This is a genomic window from Microbacterium sp. KUDC0406 (assembly GCF_021582875.1).
In the GTDB taxonomy this organism is placed as follows: Bacteria; Actinomycetota; Actinomycetes; order Actinomycetales; family Microbacteriaceae; genus Microbacterium.
Genome location: NZ_CP091138.1, coordinates 3,385,535 through 3,398,165, shown reverse-complemented (window position 1 = coordinate 3,398,165; position 12,631 = coordinate 3,385,535). Strand labels below are relative to the sequence as shown.

Annotated in this window: 12 protein-coding genes and 1 pseudogene; 3 read left to right on the top strand and 10 right to left on the bottom strand. The window is 68.9% G+C overall.

The window, feature by feature from the left end; all coding sequences use genetic code 11:
- Window positions 1-13: 13 nt before the first annotated feature.
- Both L2X99_RS16715 and L2X99_RS16710 read right to left on the bottom strand, forming a co-directional pair.
- On the bottom strand, window positions 14-970 hold the full coding sequence (locus L2X99_RS16715; RefSeq protein ID WP_236125765.1) for a phosphotriesterase family protein: 957 nt from the start codon (window positions 968-970) through the stop codon (window positions 14-16).
- Window positions 970-1,617: a hypothetical protein gene (locus L2X99_RS16710; protein WP_236125766.1), complete on the bottom strand. Its 648-nt coding sequence runs from the start codon at window positions 1,615-1,617 to the stop codon at window positions 970-972. Before L2X99_RS16710 ends, L2X99_RS16715 begins: the two co-directional genes overlap by 1 nt.
- Before the next feature lie 65 nt (window positions 1,618-1,682).
- Between L2X99_RS16710 and L2X99_RS16705 the strand changes: the two genes are divergently transcribed.
- The gene (locus L2X99_RS16705) at window positions 1,683-1,877 is read left to right on the top strand and encodes a hypothetical protein (protein ID WP_236135428.1); all 195 of its coding nucleotides are present in this window, start codon (window positions 1,683-1,685) and stop codon (window positions 1,875-1,877) included.
- Between the two features lie 13 nt (window positions 1,878-1,890).
- Here L2X99_RS16705 and L2X99_RS16700 read toward each other — a convergent pair whose 3' ends face one another.
- Together L2X99_RS16700 and xylB are read right to left on the bottom strand one after the other, a co-directional pair.
- Window positions 1,891-2,847: an NAD(P)-dependent oxidoreductase gene (locus L2X99_RS16700; protein WP_236135427.1), complete on the bottom strand. Its 957-nt coding sequence runs from the start codon at window positions 2,845-2,847 to the stop codon at window positions 1,891-1,893.
- A 121-nt stretch (window positions 2,848-2,968) separates the two neighbouring features.
- A pseudogene (gene xylB / locus L2X99_RS16695) lies at window positions 2,969-4,458 on the bottom strand (xylulokinase).
- Between the two features lie 177 nt (window positions 4,459-4,635).
- On the opposite strand from xylB, the gene L2X99_RS16690 reads away from it, so the two are divergent.
- Window positions 4,636-5,145 (top strand): glucose-6-phosphate isomerase family protein, encoded by a 510-nt coding sequence (locus L2X99_RS16690; RefSeq protein WP_236125769.1) that lies wholly within the window; start codon window positions 4,636-4,638, stop codon window positions 5,143-5,145.
- Between the two features lie 72 nt (window positions 5,146-5,217).
- Here L2X99_RS16690 and L2X99_RS16685 read toward each other — a convergent pair whose 3' ends face one another.
- The 3 genes from L2X99_RS16685 to L2X99_RS16675 are packed head-to-tail and all read right to left on the bottom strand — an operon-like array spanning window position 5,218 to window position 8,804.
- Complete coding sequence (locus tag L2X99_RS16685) at window positions 5,218-6,213, bottom strand: ABC transporter substrate-binding protein (protein WP_236125770.1); 996 nt, start codon at window positions 6,211-6,213, stop codon at window positions 5,218-5,220.
- A 45-nt stretch (window positions 6,214-6,258) separates the two neighbouring features.
- On the bottom strand, window positions 6,259-7,302 hold the full coding sequence (locus tag L2X99_RS16680; RefSeq protein ID WP_236125771.1) for an ABC transporter permease: 1,044 nt from the start codon (window positions 7,300-7,302) through the stop codon (window positions 6,259-6,261).
- Window positions 7,302-8,804, bottom strand: coding sequence for a sugar ABC transporter ATP-binding protein (locus tag L2X99_RS16675; protein ID WP_236125772.1), 1,503 nt, complete (start codon window positions 8,802-8,804; stop codon window positions 7,302-7,304). Before L2X99_RS16675 ends, L2X99_RS16680 begins: the two co-directional genes overlap by 1 nt.
- A gap of 196 nt (window positions 8,805-9,000) precedes the next feature.
- Between L2X99_RS16675 and L2X99_RS16670 the strand changes: the two genes are divergently transcribed.
- The gene (locus L2X99_RS16670) at window positions 9,001-9,876 is read left to right on the top strand and encodes a sugar phosphate isomerase/epimerase family protein (protein ID WP_236135426.1); all 876 of its coding nucleotides are present in this window, start codon (window positions 9,001-9,003) and stop codon (window positions 9,874-9,876) included.
- Window positions 9,877-9,895: 19 nt separating this feature from the next.
- Here the strand turns inward: L2X99_RS16670 and L2X99_RS16665 are convergent, their stop codons facing one another.
- From L2X99_RS16665 to L2X99_RS16655, 3 genes are read right to left on the bottom strand one after another with little or no spacing between them, the layout of a single operon-like run.
- Window positions 9,896-10,315 carry an RbsD/FucU family protein gene (locus L2X99_RS16665; RefSeq protein ID WP_236125774.1) on the bottom strand — a complete coding sequence of 140 codons (420 nt, stop codon included), beginning with the start codon at window positions 10,313-10,315 and terminating at the stop codon, window positions 9,896-9,898.
- Window positions 10,308-11,258, bottom strand: coding sequence for an aldo/keto reductase (locus L2X99_RS16660; protein WP_236125775.1), 951 nt, complete (start codon window positions 11,256-11,258; stop codon window positions 10,308-10,310). Before L2X99_RS16660 ends, L2X99_RS16665 begins: the two co-directional genes overlap by 8 nt.
- Window positions 11,248-12,534 (bottom strand): L-fuconate dehydratase, encoded by a 1,287-nt coding sequence (locus L2X99_RS16655; protein WP_236125776.1) that lies wholly within the window; start codon window positions 12,532-12,534, stop codon window positions 11,248-11,250. Before L2X99_RS16655 ends, L2X99_RS16660 begins: the two co-directional genes overlap by 11 nt.
- Window positions 12,535-12,631 lie beyond the last annotated feature (97 nt).

The window sequence follows — 12,631 nt, the reverse complement described above, 5'->3', positions numbered from 1 at the left end:
AGCGCGCCCTCGGCTAGGCCGACAGCGACAGCAGGCGGGCCGGGTTGTCGATCAGCATCCGGTCGACGGCCTCGTCGCCGATCTCGGCACGCAGGCGCGGCAGGTACCGGTCGCCGAGGTAGGCGAGTCCGGGCATCCCGCCGTAGGCGATGTACCGGGTGCGGCGGGCGACGTCGCCGCCGAGCACGATGCGGTCGCCGGCGCCGCGGCGCACGGCCTCGGCCGTGAGCGCCAGCAGCTCGGCGTCCGAGCGGGTGCGGGGGCGGGCGAAGCCGTCGTACCCGAGGTAGGCGCCGCGTTCGGCGAGCGCAGCGTGCAGCCCGGCATCCGGGTCGCGATCGGCGTGTGCCAGCACGACGCGGTCGGATGCCACGCCCTCGGCGTTCAGCAGATCGAGCACCTCGTGCGCGGCGGTGCAGAACTCCAGGTGCACCATGATCGGCGCACCGGCGATCCGGTGCGCGGCAGCGAGCGCGACGAGCGTGGTGTGCTCGAAGTCACTGATGCGCCAGTAGTCGACGCCGCCCTTGAGCATGCCGGCGCGCACCGGGGTGCCGTCCGGCGCGGCTGCGCGGGTGCTCAGCGGATCGTCGTCACTGACCAGCATCCCCTCGACGATGTCCGAGACGAACAGGTCCGCGAGCCGCTCCGCGTCCCACCTGCGGGTCGGATGATCCGCGGCGTAGTGCGCCTCGCGGTGCCGCCCCGTCGTCGCCACGACAGCGAGGCCTGTCGAAGCACTGATCCGCGCCACCGCCTCGGGGTCGCGGCCGAGGCCGAACGGCGTGGCATCCACCATCGCCTCGAATCCGCTCGCCTTCAGGTGTGCGGCCTCGGCACCCGAGGCCGCCTCGTCGTCGAGCTCGTCGCCCTCGAGCAGCGGCGAGATCTGGAACAGGTGCTCGTGGTAGTTCACACGGCCCAGCGACTGCGGATCGACGTCACCGAGGACAGTGCGGACGATGGCCATCAGCGCACGCTCTCCGCAGCATCCGCGAGCTGCTCCACGATCTCGGGCGTCAGCTCGAGCTCGAACACATCGGCGACCACCTGCGACCAGCCGTGGATGAAGTAGCGCCAGCCGTCGATGACGTGCAGGGCCCGCTCCTTCTCCTGTGCGCGGGCCTGATGCAGGAACTCCAGCGACCCGCGGTAGTTGAACTCCCACACGTACGCCCGCTCGGGGAACGCGACGGCGTCCGTGAGCGGCGAACCGGGGCGATCCTTGCCCAGACCGGTGGCGTTGGCGATCACCGAGCCCGCCGGGGCCGCGGCGACGATCGCGTCCGCGCCCTCCGGCGACGGGGTGACCACGTACTCGATGAGCCCCTCCGGCGTGCCGTGCTGGCGGTGCACCTCGCGCAGGTGGTCGAGCTTGTCCTGGCTGCGCGCGGTGACGATCACCTTAGAGGGCGCGTCGGCGCGCTCGGCGAGCGTCCAGCTCAGCGCGGTGCCCGAGCCGCCCGCGCCGAGGATGACGACCTGCGCTCCGGTGCGCATGAAGTGGTCGGCGGGCAGGAAGTCGTTCAGCGCCAGGTCGACGGTGATCGGGTCCTTCGCACGGCCGATCAGGCGGTCGCCCTGTTTGGCGATCGACGAGATCTCGGCGCAGGACACCGCGAACGGGTCGAGGTCGTCGAACAGATCGGATGCCGACGGCGTAGACGTTCATCTTGTGCGTGGTGACCAGCGCACCGCGGTGGTGCGGGTCGTCGCGGATCTGCTCGACCATCGCGCGGTACTGCACGGGCTCGGCGTCCATGGGCAGGTCGTGGCCGATCAGCGTGCGCGTCGGCAGGCCGAGGATGTCGGCCCAGAGCGGGAACACCTTCATGATCGACGAGGAGCCGGTGGTGACGCCGACGAAGCCCATGTAGTTGTCGGTGGTGGTCATGCGTTGCTCCTCACAGGGTGGGCGGGGTCGTCGCCGCGCAGCACGGCGATGACGTCATCGAGCGACATCCGGCCCATGTTGTCGACGGCCTGAGTGGTCTGGGCCCCGAGGTGCGGGGTGACGATCACCCGGTCTTCGAGGTCGACGGCGAGCAGAGGGCTCGCGCTCGCCGCGGTGTCGCCGTCGAGGGTGTCGGCGGCGTAGCCGGCGAGGACGCGGTCGCGCAGGGCGCGAGCGATCTCGAGCTCGTCGACGAGGTCGGGGCGGGCGGTGTTCACCAGCACCGTGCCGGGTCGGATGCCGGCGAGCCGCTCCGCGTCGACGAGACGCCGGCCGCCGGGGGCGTGCAGCGTGATCACGTCGGCCGAGCGGAACAGGTCGTCCAGCTCGATCGGCACCGCGCCCGCGGCGCGGACCGCATCCTCCGGCAGGAACGGGTCGGATGCCAGGATGCGCGGCCCGAATCCGCTCAGTCGCTTCGCGACCCCCTGGCCGATGCGGCCGAAGCCGACGATCCCGACGGTGGCGGCGCCGAGTTCGCGACCGCGGCGAACACCCCAGTCGCCGTCGCGCACGCGGCGGTCCCCGTCGGAGGTGTGCCGGAGTGCGGCGAGCATGAGCCCTACCGCGTGGTCGGCGACCGCATCCGCATTGGCGCCGGGGGTGTTGGTCACGAGGATGCGGCGCGCAGCGGCTGCGGCGAGGTCGACCGCCTCGGTCCCGACGCCGTAGCGGGCGACGATCCTCAGCTCCGGCGCGGCAGCGAGATGCTCGTCGGTGATCGGCCCGGTGCCGGCGATCCAGGCGTCCGCGCCGTGCAGCAGCGCACGCAGCTCACCCAGGTCGTGGTGTGCGGGACCGCGGATGATGCGGTGCCCGGCGGTCGCCGCACGCGCCACGAGGTCGAGGTCGCCGTCCGAGAACGAGCGGCTGGTGACGAGGATGACGCCCATCAGCGGGTCCTTTCCGCAGGCGGCGCGGGCACGGATGCACGACCGGGGAACGGATACACGGGCACAGGCCCGAATCGGTCGTGCACCTGTTCCCGCGTCGTGCAGGTGCGCCGGGCGGCGGTCATCGCGGTGCTCCTGCGAACCAGGGCGCGAGGGCCGTGTAAGCGGCGGTGAAGCGCTCATGGCGCTGTGTGTAGGCGGCGTGCCGCCCGGCATCCGGGGTGAACTCCGCCGTGACCTCGCTGAGCGCGCGGGCGGCGGAGAAGTCGGCGAGCCCGAGCCCGACGGCGGCGGTGACCGCGGCCCCCAGGCTGTTCGCCTCCTCGACGATGGTGCGGCGACGCACCGGCACGCCCCAGACGTCGGCGAGGATGCCGAGCCAGGCGTCGCTCTGCGCACCTCCGCCGACAGCGTCGATGCGGTCGATCACGGCGCCGGACTCGCGGAACGCCCGGATGCAGGTGAGCAGGTTGAACGCCACACCCTCGAGCACCGCGCGCGTCAGGTGGGCGCGGGTGTGGTGGCGGCCGATGCCGACGAACGCCCGCGGGCATCCGGATCCCACATCGGTGACCGTTCGCCGAGCAGGTACGGCAGGAAGTAGAGGTCCTCGGTGTCGAGCCCGTCGGCCGCCTCGGCGGTGAGCGCGGCGGTGGCGGGACGAGAGGGATCAGGCGAGAGGACCTCGGAGATCCACTGCACCGACGCTCCGCCCGCCTGCATGGTGGCGGTCGGCACGAACGAACCGGGGACGACGTTGTCGAAGGTGAAGGTGCGCATCCCGGGGTCGTGCAGCGGGGCATCCGCCGCGAACGAGATCCACGACGACGTGCCGAGGCAGACGTAGGCGCCGTCCTCGGGCGCCACGACGCCGGAGCCGACGGCGGCCATCGGACCGTCACCGCCGCCCATCACCACGCGCACATCGCCGTGCAGGCCCAGGGACTCGGCCGCGGCCTGCGTCAGCGTGCCGGCGGTCGCGGTGGACTCCAGGATCTCGGGGAACAGCGCCGGGTCGAGCCGCGCGGCGGCGAGGACCTCCTCGGACCAGGTGCCGGTGCGCTGGTCGAACGCGTTCATGCCGGAGGCATCCGAGCGGTCGGTGGCGAGCCGCCCGGTGAGCCGCAGCACGATGTAGTCCTTCGCGACGCAGACGCGGCGCACGCGCGCCCACACGTCGGGCTCGTTGTCGCGGACCCACATGATCTTCTCCACCGAGTAGGTCGGATTCAGGCGGTGGCCGAGCACCTCGTAGGCGCGCTCTGCCCCGAGTGCCCGCTCGAGCTCGCGGGTCTGCGCTGCGGCTCGGGTGTCGGCCCAGATGATGGCGGGGCGCGCGGGCTCGCCGTCGGCGTCGAGCATCACGGCGCCCATCATCTGGCCGCTGACGACGAGTCCCCGCACGTCGACGGCCGCGGTGCCGGTGCGGGAGACGAGGTCGCTGGTCGCGGACACCACGGCTCCCCACCAGTCGCGCGGGTCCTGCTCGGCGACGCCGCCGGCGGCGAAGTGCGCGGGATACGGCACCGTGACGGATGCCACGAGCCGGCCGTCGTCGTGGTGCAGCGAGGCCTTGTCGCCGGTGGTGCCGAGGTCGTGCGCGATGATCACAGTCGGTGCCTGTCGTCGGGGATGCGGGAGAGGAGTGCTTCGGAGTATATCCTGTAATTACAAGTTACCAGGAGGGTCATTCGTGAGCATTCAGCCGGACATCCCCGTTCTTCTCGAGATCTCCGCCACGGGCGGGATCGAGGGCGCAGTCGTCGCTACGAGAAGTTCCTCGGCGACATGGCCGGCGTCTACCGCGACGAGGCCGCGTGGCAGGCATCCGTCGCCGAGCACGGCGCCGACGAACTGATCTACTGGGTCGACGACCATCGCTACCAGGAGGGTCCGGGCGCTCTCATCACCGGCACCAGCACGCTGCTGCCCGGACGGATCGGCGACGAGTTCGCGGTGACCCGCGGCCACATCCACGCCGTCGCCGACCGCGCCGAGCTGTACTACTGCCTGAGTGGCCGGGGCGTCATGCTGCTGGAGACGCTGGACGGGCAGTCCTCGGCCATCGAGCTGACCCCGGGGAAGGCCGTGAACGTGCCCGGGCACTGGATCCACCGCAGCGTCAACGTCGGCGACGAGCCGTTCGTGACGCTGTTCTGCTACGCCGCCGACGCCGGCCAGGACTACGGCGTGATCTCCGACGCCGGCGGCATGAGGAACCTCGTCGTCGCCGACGGCGAGGGCTGGGCGCTGGCGCCGAACCCCGACCACGCCGGCTACCGCACGGCCGAGGCCTGATTCCGCGGCCGTCCGCAGAGACGAGAAGGCTCCCACCGCGGTGGGAGCCTTTCTCGTGCGTGATGGATCAGGTCACTCGTAGAGGACCGCAGCGATCTTCGGGTCATCGAGGTTGGTCGAGTCGTACCAGTAGGAGCCGGTGTCGTAGAACTCCTCCACCGACTTGCCGTTGGCCAGGTCGTAGGCGGCCTGCACGACGGTCTTGCCGATGCCGATCGGGTCCTGCGTGATCGCGCCGGCGAGGACGCCGGACTTGATCGCGTCGACCTGGGCCGCACCGGAGTCGAAGCCGATCGCCGTGATGTCCTTGCTGGTCTTGCCGAGCTCGGACAGCGCGTTCGCGACGCCGACCGCGGATCCCTCGTTGGTGGCGTAGATGCCCTTCAGGTCGGGGTGCGCGTTCAGCATCGACTTGGTGATGTCGGCGGATTTCAGGTGGTCGCCGTCGCCGTACTGGATGTCGACGATCTTGATGTCGGGGTAGTCGGCCTTGATCTTGTCGACGAAGCCGTCACGACGCTCGACACCGGTCGAGTTGATCTGCGAGTGCGCGACGATGGCGACGTCGCCCTTGCCGCCGATCAGCTCGGCCATGTGCTCGGCAGCCAGCGCGCCGGCGACCTTGCTGTCGGTCGCGGCGAGGGTCTTGCCGACCTCGCTGTTGCAGGGGGCGTCGAAGTACGCGACCGGGATGCCGGCGGAGTCCGCGGAATCCATCAGCGGGATGCACGCCTCAGGATCGAGCGCCGCGTAGGCGATCGCATCCGGCTTGGCGTCGATCGCCGACTGCAGCATCTGCAGCTGCTTCTCGATCTCGGTCTCGGAGCCGGGACCGTCGAAGTGGATCTTCACGCCCAGCTCCTTGCCCTGCTCCTCGGCGCCCTTCTTCACGGCCTGCCAGAACTGGTGCTGGAACCCCTTCGAGACCAGCTCGATGCTCATGTCCTTGGTGTCGCCGTCGCCGCCGTCGGCGGCGGGCGTGTCGCCCTTGCCGGTCGAGCAGCCGGCCAGCGACAGCACGGCCAGCGTGGCGACCGCAGCGACTGCGAACTTCTTTCCATACTTCATGTGAAACTCCGTCGTTCTCTCTTGGTGGTTTTCGGGTGGAAGGTCTCAGGACTTGTTGCGGTTGCGCAGCGAGTCGAAGAACACGGCGATCAGGATGACCAGGCCGGTCAGGATGTACTGCCACTCGGTCTGGATCGACATGCTGCGCAGGCCGTTGATCAGGATGCTCATGATGAACGCACCGATCACGGTGCCGACGATCGAACCGCGTCCGCCGAGCAGTGACGTGCCGCCGATGATCACCGCGGCGATCGCCTGCAGTTCGTAACCGGCGCCGGCCGTGGGCTGTGCGGACCCGAGCCGGGCGGTCAGGAGCACACCGGCGATGCCGATGAACACCCCGGCGAAGACGTACACGACGATCGTCCAGCGGCGGGTGTTCACGCCCGACAGGCGCGTCGCCTCCTCGTTCGAGCCGATCGCGAAGGTGTAGCGGCCGAGGATCGTCTTGTTCAGCACCAGGTAGGCGAACACGGCGAGCACGATGAAGATCAGCACGCCCGACGGCAGGCCCGCGAAGTAGCCGTCGGTCCACGCGAGAATCGGGTCGAACTGCACGATCCCGGTGACCTGCTTGCGCACCTCCGGGACGAACGTGATCGGCTTCACCTGCGAGATCACCAGCGCCAGGCCCTGGGCGATCATCATCATCGCCAGGGTGGCGATGAACGGGGGCAGCCGCAGGAACGTGATGTTCAGGCCGTTGATGAGCCCGATCAGCGCACCCGTGATCAGGGCGCCGAGGACGCCCATCCACACCGGCAGACCCCATGCGGTGATGACCGTGCCCATCATCACCGAGCACAGCGTCATGCCGAACCCCAGCGACAGGTCGATGCCGCCGGTGACGATCACGAACGTGGTGCCCAGCGCCAGAACGCCGACGAGCACGGTGGACATCAGGATGTTCTCGATGTTCGAGCTCGACGTGAAGTTCGATCCGAAGATCGAGAAGAACACGAACAGCACGACGAGTGTGCCGAGCGCCAGTGACTGCTGAACCGAGTTCCTCAGGGCCGCCGTGATGCGCCCCTTCTGAGTGTTCTCGTTCACCGCGGTCTGCACGACGGTCGTGGTCGAGTTGCTCATCAGTTGTCCTCTCCGTGTGCTGCGAGATGCATGATCTTCTCCTGCGTGGCTTCCTCGTTGCGGAGCTCTCCGGTGACCTCTCCATTCGCGAAGACCGTGATGCGGTTCGCGATCCGGAGCAGCTCCGGCAGCTCCGACGAGATGACGATGATGGACTTGCCCGCGTCCGCGAGCTGCTGCATGAGGCGGTAGATCTCGTCCTTCGCCCCGATGTCGATGCCTCGGGTGGGCTCGTCGAAGATGAGGATGTCGCAGTCGCGCATCAGCCACCGGGCGATGACGACCTTCTGCTGGTTGCCGCCCGAGAGCAGCTTGACCACCTGGTTCACCGAGGGGGTCTTCACGCGCAGCTGCTGCACGTACTCCTTGGTCTTGTCCTTGGCCGTGCGGTCGCCCATCCACCCGATGCCGTTGGCGTAGGACGACAGCGAGGCCAGCACCGTGTTGAACGTGACGTCCTGCTCGAGCATGAGGCCGAGCATCTTGCGGTCCTCCGACAGGTACCCGATGCCGCGCTTCACGGCATCCTCCGGCTGGCGGATGCGGGTCTCGCGGCCCACCACCGAGATCGTGCCGCCGTCGCGGGGGTCGGCGCCGATCACAGCACGCGCCGTCTCGGTGCGGCCGGCGCCCATGAGCCCCGCGAAGCCGAGGATCTCGCCCTTGTGCAGCTGGAAGGAGACATCCTTCAGCAGCGCCTTGGTGGACAGCCCCTGCACGTCGAGGACGACGGGGGCGTCACCGAAGTCGCGTGGCTCGGGCCGGGCGCCCTCATCGATGGCCCGGCCGACCATCATCTCGATGACGGTGGGGATGCTGATCTCGTCCTTCTCCAGCGATCCGATGTATGCGCCGTCGCGCAGCACACTGACGCGATCGGCGAGCCTGCGCAGCTCGTCCATCCGGTGCGAGATGTAGACGACGCCGGTCCCGCGTGCCCGCAGCTGGTCGATCAGCGTGAACAGCACCTCGACCTCGGTGTCGGTCAGCGCGGACGTGGGCTCGTCCATGATGAGCACCTTGGCGTTGAACGAGAGCGCCTTGGCGATCTCGACCATCTGCTGCTCGGCGACCGTCAGCTCACCGACCTTCTCGCGCGGGTCCAGACGGATGTCGAGGTTTTTCAGCAGTTCGGCCGTCTGCCGGTTCAGGTCGCGCTCGGAGACGAAGGGGCCACGGCGCGGCTCCCGCCCGATGTAGATGTTCTGCGCGACCGTGAGGTCGGGCATCATGTTCAGCTCCTGATGGATGATCGTGATGCCGAGCTGCTGCGCCTGCAGGGGGCTGGTCAGCTCGACCGGCTCACCCTCGAAGAAGATCTCGCCCTCATCGCGCGTGTAGATCCCGGAGAGGATCTTCATCAGGGTCGATTTGCCGGCGCCGTTCTCGCCCACGAGCACGAGCACCTCGCCGGCGCGCACCTCGAGATGCACGTCCTTGAGCGCCTGGACTCCGGGGAAGCCCTTGCTGATGCCCTCGACCCGAAGGATGGGATCGCTCATTCCTCACCTGCTCCCTTGAAGGCTGGTCGGATGCCGCCTACGCGGCATCCATTTCAAACATCGGATCAATTGTGCTGTGCGCGACCAGGTTGCGCAAGTTGTACCTAAATGTATCTAACGATCACGCGAACCGGAAGACCTGTAATAACATCTTCATCACGGATGCGCGCGACGGACGCGCGCAGGAAGGCGGATCATGCTCATCGGCGCGCACGCCCTTGTCTTCAGCGGCACCTTCGACGAGGCCGGTCTGCGACGTTCCATCGAGGGGACGAAGGCCGCCGGATTCGATCTGATCGAGATCCCGCTGATGGATGTCGCGGCATTCGACTCGGCGCTCGCGAAGCGGATGCTGCAGGACAACGGCCTCGCCGTCACGGCATCGCTCGGGCTCACCGAGAGCACCGATCTCACCAGCGAGGACCCGGCGACCGTCGCGGCAGGCGAAGAACTGCTGGAACGATGCCTGGACCACGTCTCCGCGATGGGCGGCGACGTGCTCTGCGGCGTGATCTACTCGGCGATGCGCAAGTACATGATCCCGGCGACCGCGGCGGGCGTCGCGAACAGCCGCGCCGCGATCGCCCGCCTCGCGGAGAAGGCCGCGGCCGGCGGCATCCGTCTCTCGCTCGAGGTCGTGAACCGCTACGAGTCCAACGTCTTCAACACCGGACGCGGTGCCCTGGAGTTCGTCCGCGGCATCGACCGCGACGACGTGTCGGTGCATCTGGACACCTACCACATGAACATCGAGGAGTCGGATCTGTTCCAGCCGGTGCACGACGTCGCCGCCGCCGGGAGGCTCGGCTACGTGCACATCGGTGAGAGCCACCGTGGATATCTCGGCACCGGCTCGGTCGATTTCGGCTCGTTCTTCCGTGCGCTGCACGACGTCGGCTACGACGGGCCCGTGGTCTTCGAGTCGTTCTCGTCGGCCGTCGTCAGCGCCGAGCTCAGCAACACACTGGGCATCTGGCGGAACCTGTGGCAGGACTCCGACGACCTCGCCGCCCACGCGAACCGCTTCATCCGCGACGGGCTGCACGCAGTGCGGACCATCGATCTGCACTAGCCTCGGCCCGTCATCACGCTCACGCCGACGGGTGCCCGACGACGCCCTTGCGCAGCAGCGCGTTGCCGTACTTACGGGTCTCGCCCGTGCGCACCATCAGGTAGGCGCTCTTGGCCACCTCGTAGTACGCGAAGCGCTCCACGAAACGGGTGGTCGCCTCGTCTGTGCCGGCGGCGGCCATCAGTTCGCGCTGCACCTCCAGCACGGTGGCGTCCGCCGACTCCATGAGGTCGATGCCGGGTGCGTCGTCCAGCGGAAGCACCGACCGAATGGCCGCGACGACCTCGGGCGTGGCGGTTCCCGGCAGGTCGATCACGCGCTCCCCGAGAGCCCAGGCGGGGAAGTGCGCGTCGGCGACGACCACCGAATCGGAGTGCCCCATCCGGTCGAGGTGCAGCAGCAGCTCACCGGTGAGCAGCGGGTTGATTCCCTCAAGCATCCGTCAGTCCTTCCTCAGCCAGCTCGGCCCACAGGTCCGCGGGAACCTCGAGGGCAGCGTACTCGGCGTTCTGCGCGAGCTGAGCCGGGCGGCTGCCGCCGACGACGACGGAGCGCACCACGCCCGCCTGGAGCGGGTACTGGATCGCCGCGGCGGGCAGCGGCACGTCGTGCGCCCGGCAGACCGCCGCGATCCGCACCAGCCGGTCCCAGAGCTCATCGGGCAGCTGACCGTACTCGTAGCGTCCGTCGCGGCGCGGCTCGCTCTGCGCGAGCAGGCCGGAGTTGAACACGGATGCCGCGACGATGCCGGTCCCGGTCTCCGCGCAGGCCGGCAGCACCTCGGCGGCCGCCGGCTGCTCGAGCAGCGTGTACCGTCCGGCGACCATGATCAGATCGAGGTCGGCCTCGCGCACCGAGCGGGCGAGCGCGTCCGAGACCATGGAGCCGACGCCGACGGCACCCACCTGATGCTCGGCACGCAGCGCCTCGAGAGCGGGGAATGCGCTCTCGAGCGCCAGGCCGAGGTCGTTGCGCTCGGGATCGTGCAGGTAGAGCAGGTCGATCTTCTCGATGCCGAGTCGTTCGCGCGACTCGGCGAGGCTGGCGCGGATGCCGGACTCCGAGAAGTCCCACACCCGCTGCAGGTCGTCCGGCACGTGGAAGTCGTTCGCGGTGTCGAGACCGGACGGCGACGGGTTCGGTCGCAGCAGTCGCCCGGCCTTCGTCGACAGCACGAACTCGTCACGCGGCTTCGTCTGCAGGAACGCGCCCAGACGCCGCTCGGACAGGCCGAGTCCGTAGTGCGGCGCGGTGTCGAAGTAGCGGATGCCGGCATCCCACGCCGCCTCGAGGACGTCCCACGCCTCATCGTCGGTGAGCGCGCGGAACAGGTTGCCGACGTTCGCGGCGCCGTACCCGAGGCGCGGGAACTCAGACAGCATGCTGGCCCTTCCAGGTGTACTCGTCGATGCTGGCCGCCTTCATCTCCATGCCGTTGCCCGGTGCGACAGGAGCCATGTACGAGCCGCCCTGGATGTCGGTCGGCACCACGAAGTGCTCGTGCAGGTGGTCGACGAACTCGATCATCCGCCCCTCACGGGTGCCGCTGACGGCGACGAAGTCGAACATCGAGAGGTGCTGCACGGCCTCGCACAGACCCACCCCGCCGGCGTGCGGACACACCGGCACGCCGAACTTGGCGGCCAGCAGCAGGTTGGCGATGTTCTCGTTCACGCCGGCGACGCGCACGGCGTCGATCTGCATGACCTCGATGGCCTGCGCCTGCAGCAGCTGTTTGAAGATCATCCGGTTCTGCGCGTGCTCGCCGGTGGCCACCCGGATCGGTGCGACGCCGCGGGCGATCTCGGCGTGGCCGAGTACGTCGTCGGGGCTGGTGGGCTCCTCGATCCACGCGGGGTGGAACTCGGCGAGCGCGTTCACCCACTCGATGGCCTCGGAGACCTCCCAGCGCTGGTTCGCGTCGATCGCGATCGGGAAGTCCGGCCCGACGACCTCGCGCGCCTTGCGGAACCGACGGATGTCGTCCTGCAGGTCTGCGCCGACCTTGAGCTTGATCTGGGTGAACCCGTCGGCCAGAGCCTCGCGGGCGAGCCGCTCGAGCTTCTCGTCGGAGTAGCCCAGCCAGCCGGGGCTCGTGGTGTAGCCGGGGTAGCCGGTGGCGAGCAGCTGCTGCTCGCGCTCCTCGCGGCCCTGCTGGGCGCCCCGCAGGATCTCGAGCGCGTCCTCGCGGGTGAGCGCGTTGGTGAGGTAGCGGAAGTCGACGAGGTCGACGAGCTCCTCCGGCGTCATCCGGCTGAGCAGCTGCCACAGCGGCAGGCCGGCGCGCTTGGCCTTTATGTCCCACAGGGCGTTGATCACGGCGCCGATCGCCATGTGCATGACGCCCTTCTCGGGACCGAGCCAGCGCAGCTGCGAGTCGCCGATGATCTCGCGGAACGTGCCGCCCATGTCATCCAGCAGCGGCTCGATCTCACGGCCGACCAGGTGCCCGGCGAGCGCGTCGATCGCCGCCACCTGCACGTCGTTGCCGCGGCCGATCGTGAAGACGAAGGCGTGTCCGGCATCGCCGGCATCCGTCCTGACGATGACGTACGCCGCCGAGTAATCGGGGTCGGGATTCATGGCATCCGAGCCATCCAGGCTCAGGGATGTGGGGAATCTGATGTCGCTGGTCTCCAGCGCGACAATGCTGCTCACGGCGCTCCTTCTGCTCGGGCGTCATGCATCCCGGAACACTTGGAGTGTAAACATCCGATGTCTATACTGTCAACGAGCGCATCGCTGTGCAGACGAG

Coding starts and splice junctions, on each gene's coding strand:
- L2X99_RS16680 (WP_236125771.1), bottom strand. CDS start 7,302: ATGAGCAACTCGACCACGACCGTCGTGCAGACCGCGGTGAACGAGAAC.
- L2X99_RS16660 (WP_236125775.1), bottom strand. CDS start 11,258: ATGCTGTCTGAGTTCCCGCGCCTCGGGTACGGCGCCGCGAACGTCGGC.
- L2X99_RS16690 (WP_236125769.1), top strand. CDS start 4,636: ATGGCCGGCGTCTACCGCGACGAGGCCGCGTGGCAGGCATCCGTCGCC.
- L2X99_RS16715 (WP_236125765.1), bottom strand. CDS start 970: ATGGCCATCGTCCGCACTGTCCTCGGTGACGTCGATCCGCAGTCGCTG.
- L2X99_RS16665 (WP_236125774.1), bottom strand. CDS start 10,315: ATGCTTGAGGGAATCAACCCGCTGCTCACCGGTGAGCTGCTGCTGCAC.
- L2X99_RS16670 (WP_236135426.1), top strand. CDS start 9,001: ATGCTCATCGGCGCGCACGCCCTTGTCTTCAGCGGCACCTTCGACGAG.
- L2X99_RS16685 (WP_236125770.1), bottom strand. CDS start 6,213: ATGAAGTATGGAAAGAAGTTCGCAGTCGCTGCGGTCGCCACGCTGGCC.
- L2X99_RS16675 (WP_236125772.1), bottom strand. CDS start 8,804: ATGAGCGATCCCATCCTTCGGGTCGAGGGCATCAGCAAGGGCTTCCCC.
- L2X99_RS16700 (WP_236135427.1), bottom strand. CDS start 2,847: ATGGGCGTCATCCTCGTCACCAGCCGCTCGTTCTCGGACGGCGACCTC.